3 protein-coding genes are annotated in these 11112 nt (G+C 37.6%); all 3 read left to right on the top strand.

What is annotated here, in order from left to right; all coding sequences use genetic code 11:
* Position 1 precedes the first annotated feature (1 nt).
* Positions 2-8215, top strand: a complete 8214-nt coding sequence (locus tag AC2D6V_RS14540; RefSeq protein WP_484649558.1) for a LamG-like jellyroll fold domain-containing protein — start codon at positions 2-4, stop codon at positions 8213-8215.
* Between the two features lie 182 nt (positions 8216-8397).
* Positions 8398-9204, top strand: coding sequence for a hypothetical protein (locus AC2D6V_RS14535; protein WP_484649553.1), 807 nt, complete (start codon positions 8398-8400; stop codon positions 9202-9204).
* Positions 9205-9243: 39 nt separating this feature from the next.
* The coding region (locus tag AC2D6V_RS14530) for a M14 family metallopeptidase (RefSeq protein ID WP_484649551.1) at positions 9244-11112 on the top strand (1869 nt) is incomplete at its 3' end.

Here is an 11112-nt window from a genome sequence, read left to right as displayed (position 1 = left end):
TTTGTGTTTTGGTGAGACTGGTAGCGTTGCTCTAAGCACTACTGGAGGAACTGGAGCTTATACTTATGCACCTTCTAATCCTAATACATCAGGACTAGCTCCTGGAAATTATACTTATGTTGTTGAAGATGCCAATGGATGTCAAGATTCTGTTTCTATAACTATCAATCCTGCGCCTACTCAATTAACTGCTTCAGATTCTGTAACAGGTGTCTCCTGTTTTGGCGGTAACGATGGAGCAATTAATATTACCGTTTCAGGCGGAACCACAGCATACTCTTATGCTTGGAGTAATGGTGCAACATCACAAAACTTGAGTAACATCCCAGCTGGATTGTACAGTGTAACAGTCACAGATGCTAATAATTGTACATTTGATATTAACGATATTTCCGTTGGAGTTGCAGATTCAACACCTCCAACCATTACATGTCCTGGAAATATTACAGTAGACAGTGATCTAGGATTGTGCTCTGCTATAGTAACTTTTGCAACACCTACTGGTGCAGACAACTGTGCCGTAGCTTCTGTTGTTCGTACAGCAGGACCTGCTTCTGGTAGTGCTTTCCCTGTTGGAACCACTACCGTAACTTTTGAAGTAGAAGATACTAATGGTAATACCGAAACTTGTAGTTTTGATGTTACAGTAATAGACAACGAACCTCCTGTTGCGCAATGTAAAGACTATACAATAATATTGAATTCTGATGGTGCTAATACACAAGGAGACAAACTAAATACTAATGATATTAATGATGGTAGTTTTGATAATTGTAGTGGTGTAAGTGTTGCATTTGATAATTTTGATGGCAGAATATATTGCACAGACGTAGGCGTGATACAAGTAGGGCTTATTGTAACGGACAGTGCTGGTAACACTTCAACCTGTACAGCCAATGTGACTGTGCTAGATAACATTCCTCCTGTAGCAATATGTAGAGCTACACCTTTAACCGTACAATTAGACAACACAGGAAACTATACTTTAGATCCAGCTTTATTAGATAATGGTAGTGATGATGGAGCGAATCCATGTGGCGTTACATTATCCTTAAGTCAATCGACTTTTGATTGTACCGACGTAGGTTCTAACACAGTGACTTTAATTGCTACTGATGCAGGTGGAAATACAGATACTTGTGACGTTACGGTAATTGTTGAAGACAATGTACAGCCAACAGCCGTATGTCAAGCATATACCGTATTTCTTGATGGCAGCGGTAATGGCTCTTTAGTTGCAACTAATATTGACGGTGGTTCTACAGATGCCTGCGGTATTTTAAATCTTGTTGCTAGTCAAACAACTTTTGTCTGTTCTGATTTAGGTTTAAACTCTGTTCGTTTAACCGTTACAGACAATAACGGGAATTCTTCTGATTGTTTTGCCGATGTAACAGTAGTAGATAACATCCCTCCTGTTGCACCTTCGCTATCCGATATTACTTGGGGCTGTGGGTACACACCATCAACACCAACAACAACCGATAATTGTACAGGTGGGACTATTACTGGTGTTCCAGATGCATCATTTCCTATAACAACTACAACAGTAGTTACGTGGACATTTACCGATAATGCCGGAAATGATTCTATGTCGACTCAAACTATAACTATTAATCAAATAAGCTGCTTAGCTACAGAAACTAATGCAGTAAGTTGTAATGGTGGCTCCGATGGTGAAGCTACTGTAAATATTACTGGAGGTGTTGGACCATTTACTTATTTATGGAGTAATGGACAAACTACTTCTAATGCAACAGGATTAAATGCGGGCTCACACTCAGTAACGGTAACGGATGCTAATACGTGTTCTACAACTTGTTCGGTAACTATTACGGAACCAACACAATTAACATCATCAATAACAACACAAACCGGTGTCACTTGTTATGATGCACCTATAGGATCAGTAACAGTTGCCGGAGCAAATGGAACTGGACCATATACATACCAAATTGATGGCGGCGCTTTTCAAGGAAGCAGCACCTTTAATGGATTAACTGGCGGTTCACATACAGTAACAGTTCGAGACGCTAATGGATGTACTATTGATCAAGCAGTAACTATTGCTGGTCCAACCGAAGAACTAATCGCCGATGTACAATTAACTGATGCCAACTGTCTTGAACCAGGATCTAAGGGCGTTGTTGTTCAAGGTCAAGGTGGTAACGGTGGATACGAATACCAGATGACTGGTGATGCTTCAGTAACTTGGACAACCGATGGTGATTTTGGTGGATTATCAGATGGAACCTATTATTTCCAAGTAAGAGATTCACAGAACTGCTTATCCGAAGTAGTTGAAATTGTTTTAAATGAATCTACGCGTGTAAAAGTAGAAATTCCTAGTTCGCAAAATGTTTTATGCCATGGAGAATCTACAGGTAGTGCTAGTGGTGTTGTATCTAGCGGTAAAGCCCCTTATACATACTTATGGGATGATCCTAGTGCACAAACAACATTAGCTGCCACAGGTTTGGCAGCAGGAACCTATACGTTAACGGTAACAGACTTCTACAATTGTCCTGTGACCGCTACAGTGATTATAACAGAACCTAATGAGATTACAATATCTGAATCCCATGTTGACCTTGATTGTAATAATGGAGGCAATGGTTCAATAACATTGACAGCAGGAGGCGGAACACCAGGATATCAATATAATATAAATAATGGTGTATACGGTGCTAGCAATGTGTTTAATGGATTACCTGCAGGCACACACACCATGGGCGTATTAGATGCCAATGGTTGCGAAAAACAAATAGACGTTATTTTAACAGAACCAACTCAAATTACTGCAAGCTATACCACTAATACTGTAGGGTGTGCGGGAAATAGTAATGGTACAGCTACAGTAACGGCTTCTGGTGGTACTCCTGGATATAGTTACGCTTGGAGCAACGGACAAACGGGTATTACGGCTACTGGCCTAACATCAGGAACGCCTTATCAAGTTACTATTACTGATGCTAACGGGTGTACACTTGTTCAAAATGTGACTTATACCGATCCAGCAGCTTTAGTGGTTAATATGACAACAATGGTTACCTCTGGAGTAGGACAATCTGATGGTACGGCTACTGCCACACCTACTGGCGGTGTTGCACCATATACTTATTCATGGTCCAATGATGCATCAGGTAGCCCAATTATTTCAACTAATCAAACGGCTACAGGGCTATCACAAGGCACCTATTGGGTTACTGTTACTGATAGTAAAGGTTGTGTGGTAGAAGACACAGTAATAGTTGCAGATATTATTAATATTATTTTAGATGAGGAAACTGCTTGTGATCCTAATCTATCTGTAGACCTACAAAGGTTGTACATTAGATTATTAGACGAAAATGGTAATCCGCTTATTACTGGTGGATATGGTGATTTAACATATAATTGGAATTTTGGGTCTAATGTTAAAAATGACGCAGAATATACACCACCACCAACAACAACCGTTAATGATAATTCATCATTAGAATTAGCTTACACAGTTGGAGGCAATAAGACAATTGCGCTTACCGTAACAGATGACTCTGGCCAAACAGTCAGTTATTCTTTTGATATATTTATTGATTCCTGTATTGAGTTTGATGTTGATTGTGACCGCTGTGTATCTCAAGATTATCAATTACTAGATTGGTTCATTGGAGATGCAGATGGGAATAAACTGCCTTCTTGTGGTACAGCTGGAGATATTATAAACGAACCTGTATATATTTGGTTCTTTTTAGACCATGGCGATAATACAAATTATAATTTAAACGTTGTTGCTGAATATGTTACCACCCATCCATTAACTGGTGAAGTAACTGTTGAATCTATTGAAGAATGTTTATATGAAGGTAAGAAAATTGGTACTGGAGCAGCCTATTTATTTATTGATAGTAACTACGTTTGTGGTAGTACTATTGAAATTTCAAAATTTTTAATTTCATGGACCAAGTTAGCTAGAACACCTTGCGGACAACGAGAGCCTAAATGTTTTTGTCCAGGATTTGATATTGCAGTTGGAAGTCCTTTAACAGCCATTGCCATAGCAACTCCTATCTCATGTTATGCAGGAGGTAATAATGGTACAGCCACCGTAGAAGCTTTTGGAGGTACGGAACCTTACAGTTATTTATGGACAACCTCTAATGGAAGTGGTTTAAATCCAACTGCTAAAGACCAAACAGATTTAAGTCCAGGTACCTATACGGTAACTGTTACAGATTCAAATACCACTTATGATCCTGACCTAGAGATGGAAGTATCAGATCCATATACGTTTACAACTTCAGTAACCGTTAGTGAGCCTACAGAATTAAATGTAGACAGTTTTGATCCACAAGTACCTCCTTGCTTTGGTAGTTCTAATGGCTATGCTCAAGCTAACGCATCTGGAGGAACACCGCCATATACCTATGCATGGTCTAATGGACAAACAACTCAAACAGCAATAAATTTATCTGCTGGCACTTATACTGTAACGGTAACGGATGCCAATGGATGTACCGATCAAGATTCAGTGACATTAACAGACCCGCCATTATTGACAGCTACAGTAACAAATACTGAACCTTCATGTTTTGGAGATTCAAATGGTACGGCCACAGTAACACCTGCTGGTGGAACTTCAGGATACACCTATTTATGGAGTAATGGTCAAACCACACAAGCTGCAACAGGCTTGCCTACCGGCAATTACTCTGTAACAGTTACTGACGCTAATAATTGTACGGCAGTTGCAAATGTAACTATTGGACAACCTACTGCATTAGATGCGTCTACAACCAAAATGGATGTTAGCTGTAATGGAGCTGCCAACGGCACAGGAACCATAAATGTTACTGGAGGCACCGCTCCTTACACCTATTTATGGAGTGACGCACAAACTACTCAAACGGCTATTGCACTTGCTCCTGGCACATATAATGTGGTAGCAACAGATGCTAATGGCTGTCAAATTTCAAGAAATATTACTATAACCCAACCAACGGCATTATCATTGTCAACAGAATTTAATGAACCTCAATGTTACAATGGTGCCAATGGTGGAACGGCAAAAATTTATCCTTCTGGTGGTACTGCCCCATATTATTATTTATGGAGTGATGGTCAAACAACTCAGACGGCAATTAATTTAGCTGTAGGAACCTACACTGTAGTAGTAACTGATGCTAATGGATGTACTGAAAATGCTTCTATTGATGTTACCCAACCACTGGAAACTTTTGCAAACGCAGGTTTAGATCAAGATTTAAGTATAGAGAATTGTGGCGTTGTATCAACAACTTTAAATGCCACAGGAGAAGATTCTGCTAATAATCCATTACCAGGTGTTTGGACTATAGTATCAGGTACTGGAGGAAGCCTCTCAAGTAATACAGATCCTAATGCTATTTTTACGGGTCAAGCTGGTATGACTTACCAATTGTTATGGGAAATTGATTGTGCTCAAGATCTGGTTAACATTACCTTGGGAGATGGCTGTAATACCCTAGACTTTGATGGTGATAATGATCATGTCACTTTCCAAAATCAATATAATGTAGGTGGTAATTTTAGCTTCGAAATATGGGTGAAACCAGACCCTAATCAAAACGGTGGTGGAGCCAATAATCCTATACAAACCATATTTTCTAAAAGAGATGCTACAAATTTGACAAACGGCTACGATTTAAGACTTCAGGGTACGAGCTTATCATTCAATTATAATAACGGGGGTTCTATTACAGCATCAAATTCTTTGGGAACAAATAGGTGGTATCACGTGGCTGTAACTTTTGATGGTTCAGATTATATTCTTTATGTTGATGGCATACAAGTAGGTACTGGAAGTGGTTCTGCCCCTATCACAAACACCAATGAATTTATGTTAGGTGCTATGGACCAAAATCCAGCGGGAGGAAATCCAAATCCGGTTAATTATTACAGTGGTTGGATGCAAGAATTACGTATTTGGAACACAGCTTTAACTGTGGAACAAATTCGACAAATGATGAACCAAACAATTACAAATAATGGTACCGCAACCAGAGGAACTGTTATACCAATAGACGTTGCTGGTTTAAATTGGTCAAATCTAGTTGGATACTACAGAATGCTTCAAGCAATTGAACTCTCAGGAACTGGATATTTACTGTCTACATTCGGAATAGGTCCAGATGGCCAAATGCGAAATATTGAAACAACACAAGAAGAAACAGCTCCGCTACCATATGAATCTGATGAGGATGGCAATTGGAATGACGTTAATACAACTAATAATGATGGGGCATCACCTTGGGAATGGGGACACTCTGTTTGGGACCACCCAAATAGCACTGGTATTAATGGAGCCTCAATTGACTGGAATATTGTTAGAACATCACATGATATAGTTTCTAATACTCAAGATTTAACCTTGTTAGGTTTATTAGTTAACTCAAACGAATTAACAATTACGGATAATTCAGCTACCCAAGATGAAACTACACTTGGTCATGGTCTATGGATAACACATTATTTAAAACTTGATGGACAACTTGATTTAATTGGTGAATCCCAATTAGTGCAGAAAAGATATACACCTTCTCAGGTTAGTGAAAGTATATTGGATGTTACAAGTAGTGGTTATTTAGAACGAGATCAACAAGGTGCCACTAATTATTTTAATTATAATTATTGGTCGTCTCCTGTTAGTGCTATAAATCCATGGGTAAATAATGCAGGGCATAATGTTGATATGATATTGAGAGATGGTACAAACTCAGCTAATCCCTTACAGTTGAATTGGACAGATAGCTATGATCCAAATCCTAGTACCAGTGGTAAAACTTTAAGTAGACGTTGGTTATATGCCTATATAAATTCGACATCTAACACGTATGCTAGTTGGTTATACTTAAGAGAAGTTCTTTACTTTAAACCTGGAATAGGCTATACTATGAAGGGAAGTGGTGCTTCGGGTACATTACAAAATTATGTATTCATAGGTAAGCCAAATAATGGTGACATTACTACCCCTGTTAATCTTGGAAATAGTGCTTTGATAGGAAACCCTTTTCCATCCGCATTAAATGCTAGTGAATTTATTAAAGATAATATTCCATTGCAGAATCCTAATGGTTCAACCAACAATGCCGCTAATTCAGATACTACAGGTAGTATTGATGGAACTTTATATTACTGGATACATTTTGACTCAAATAACACTCATATATTAAGGGATTATGAAGGGGGATATGCGTCTTATACCCTAGCTGGAGGAGCAGCACCACCAACAGGACAACAATATAACACAGTAGATAATTTCTATATAAGTGGCAATGGATCTTCTAATTTAGTGCCTCAAGATTATATCCCGGTAGCACAAGGATTTTATACTGTCTCTGCAACTGCATATAAGCTAGGAAACGATATAAAATTTGAGAATGATCAACGGGATTTTGTAAGAGAATCTGCTGCTACTTCTATATTCTTAAAATCAAATAATACAAAAAACAAAAAAGAGAATTCGACCGCACCTCCTCCAACTGATGAAGATAGTATTAAACGAATAAGGCTAATTTACACTACTCCAGAAGGAGCTCGACGTCACTTGTTATTGGCTTTTACTCCTAATAATGAAGCTGGAGATGGAATAGATTATGGATATGATGCTAAAGTATTAGGCGATAATCCAAATGATATGCTATTTATGATTGAGAATGAAAAACACGTTATTCAAGCCGTTGGTGAATTTGATGATACTAAACAATATCCTATTGGTCTATTCTCACAAACAGGTGGTCCAATAGAAGTTGCAGTTACTGAATTAGAAAATATGCCACCTAATACCAAAGTTTATATTTACGATTCTCTTCTAGGCACATACACTAAAATTAATGGCAAGAATCAAAAATTCCAGATGACTTTAGATGTCGGTGACTATATAGATAGATTCTATATCGTTTTTACTAAAAAGAATAATTCGCTTTCGGTTGACGATGAATTAGTGGATCAAGTAGTAGTGAACTATTTACAGAATACCAAAGAGATTCATATAAAAACTATAACTGGTGCAGATGTAAAACAAGTTTACCTTACTAACATGCTTGGGCAAACTATTAAGACATGGAATGTATCAAACACACCATCGTTCTCAGACGACATGAAGATACCCGTTTCAAATGTAGCAGAAGGTAGTTACATTATTAATGTTCAAACCGACCTAGGTTCTACAAATAAAAAGATAGTTATTAGTCAATAAACAATTAAATTTTTAATTGCAAAAAGGTGGGCATTGTCCACCTTTTTTATATAAAAAAACCGATGAACTGTCATTTATTAGACTTTTCATCGTATTTTTTTGCATTTCATGGAGTTTTTATACAAAATATTTTATATTAGCAGCAGCAATTTAATTTAAAGTCCATTAAAACCCCAAATCTAATGACACAAATTACTCGCATTGCCTTATTGGCTCTATTATTAATTTTTTTGAGTAGTATAGCAAAATTACATGCTACAGAAAATTCATCTTACTCTTATAGTAATTTGCAACGTGTTCGTATTGATTTTAAAATGCCTGATGGTTTTACTCGACACTTATTAATTGCTTTTACAAAGGATAATTCAGCCAGTGATGGATATGATTATGGTTATGACGCCATTAATTTGGATGCTTTCCCATATGACCTAAATTGGCAAATAGATGACCAACGATGCGTTATACAAGGTGTTGGTGCATTTGATGAAACAAAGAAATACCCCTTTTGGATGTTTATGTCCCAAAGTGGTGATATTGAAATTAGTTTAGATAGATTAGAGTATTTTGATTCTGTAATTGATGTCTTCGTTTATGACTCACTATTAGACACATACCATCAAATTAATGATGATAGTTATAAAAAAAACATCTCAAGTGGAGAATATTCTAATAGGTTTTATTTGGCATTTAAAAGTGAAGAAGCAAGCGAAAGTGCTGCAAAAAGTGCTTTATCTATTCCTGAAAACGAAATAACAACGACATCAATAAAGTTTTTAAGTAATACTCAAGAGTTATACGTTCAAACAAATAGTGAAATTAAAGAAATAATTGCCTATAACATTCGAGGGCAAAAATTATTATCATTTAATTCATTTAGTAGTAATTCAACAAAAATCCCGCTTTCTAATCATAACATCAAAAATCATGTTATTGTTGCAGTTAAAACAGAAATTGGGTTAACTACAAGGCAACTCTTTATAACGCCCTAAACCAAATACCAACTAAATACACCATAAGATTCTCTCATCATGAAAAAAATTACTACCCTCGTATTAATTTGCATTTCATTTTTGCAATTAAGCCATTCACAACAAGCGAATTTTAAACGCGTTGTAATTAGTAATCCTTCGGAAAATGTTTTGTTACGTTTAAACAAGCAAGGCATCGATTTAACCTGTGGTGCTGTAAAGACGAATAGTGGCTTACAGCTCGAACTTTCTGAAAGCGAATTGCAAAACGTTTCTAAATTAGGCGTACCATATAGAGTTCTTATTAATGACCTCTCCAAATTCTATGCTGATAGAGCTCAGAAAAATCTACCGCGTGCCAAACAAGAACTACAATCTCAAAAATACAGTACTGCTAAAGCTGGTTTTGGTAAAAGCAGTGTATCTAATATTCTCTTTGATAATCTAGGCCAATACAATGGCTGTGATGAAATTAACTGGTCTACCCCTACTAACTTCAAACTTGGTAGCATGGGCGGGTGTTTTACCGTATCAGAAGCGCTAGCCGAACTAGATCTTATGCGTTCTCTTTATCCAAACCTAATCTCCATAAAAGCGGATGCATCAGCAACCAATCAAACTACAATTGAAGGCAGAACGACCTATTTTGTGCGTATCTCAGACAATCCGGACGTTGATGAAGCCAATGAGCCGGAGACCTTATATACAGGAATGACACATTCCAGAGAGGTCTCCAGTCTTATGAACCTGATGTACTATATGTGGTATATTCTTGAAAACTATGGTTCAGACCCTGCTATTACTTCCTTGGTGAACAATCAAGAACTATACTTTATCCCAATAGTAAACTCTGATGGTTTAGCATATAATGAATCTATCTTACCCAACGGAGGAGGCCTGCAACGTAAAAATAGAAATATCTATGGTGGCAGCTGTGGCACAACTGCCGAAGGCGTTGATTTAAATAGAAACTTTGGGTATTACTGGGGCAATGGTGGTTCTTCTACCAATGTCTGTAATGCAACCTATAGAGGCCCTACCTTCTTTTCTGAACCTGAATCACAAATTGTTAGAGATTTTTTCATGGATCATGATTTTAAATTGGTACTTAATCACCACTCCTTCAAAAATGCCATGCTTCATGGATATGCTGGAGTGGATCCTGCTACTTTGGATGCAGCTGGGGTAGATAGGCGTGAGGATGAGTTTGCTAAGTACAATCACGATATGACACATTTTAATCGTTATGCCTATGGCCCTAGTACACAAATTAGTGCTCTTAACAGTGGTAATATGAACGATTGGATGATGGGTCCTGCCCTTGCAGGTTCTACAGGTGGTCCTGGGGCTGGTAAAGATACCATGGCATGGACTCCTGAAAATGGCTCTGGATCTGAAGCTGGTTCTACAGGTAGTGGCTTTTGGCCAGACCCACTATTTATAGATGATATTGCTCGTCGTGCTATGCGTCCTAATTTCCTTGCAGCTTACTTTAGTGGTAAATATGCTAAACTTATTGATTTAACATCGTCTAATATCACAGCCTTAAATGGTAATTTCGACTTTGGTATTGAATACTTAGGACAAACCGATAGTGATTTTACGCTTACTGTTACGCCTATTTCATCTAACATCACTGGACTAACTAGTCCTGGTACACAAATGGGAATAGCAACACTTGAACAACGTATTGTTTCTGCGCCTTATACTCTTGATGGAAGTATTCAACCTAATGATGCTATTGAATTTAAAGTGGCTCTTAGTAATGATGATGGTCTTATTTATGAAGCTAACATTATTAAATATTATACGCCTACTGTTCTTTTTGAGGATGATGAAGAAACCAACGGCATCTCTAACTGGACTGCTTCTGGTGGCTCCTGGGGAACTACCTCTGATGCTTTTTCTGGTAGTGTTGCTATTACAGAC

Source organism: Algibacter sp. YIN40 (genome assembly GCF_057219435.1).
The sequence above is the reverse complement of the archived record's forward strand: the minus strand, read 5'-3'. Positions and strand labels throughout refer to the sequence as shown.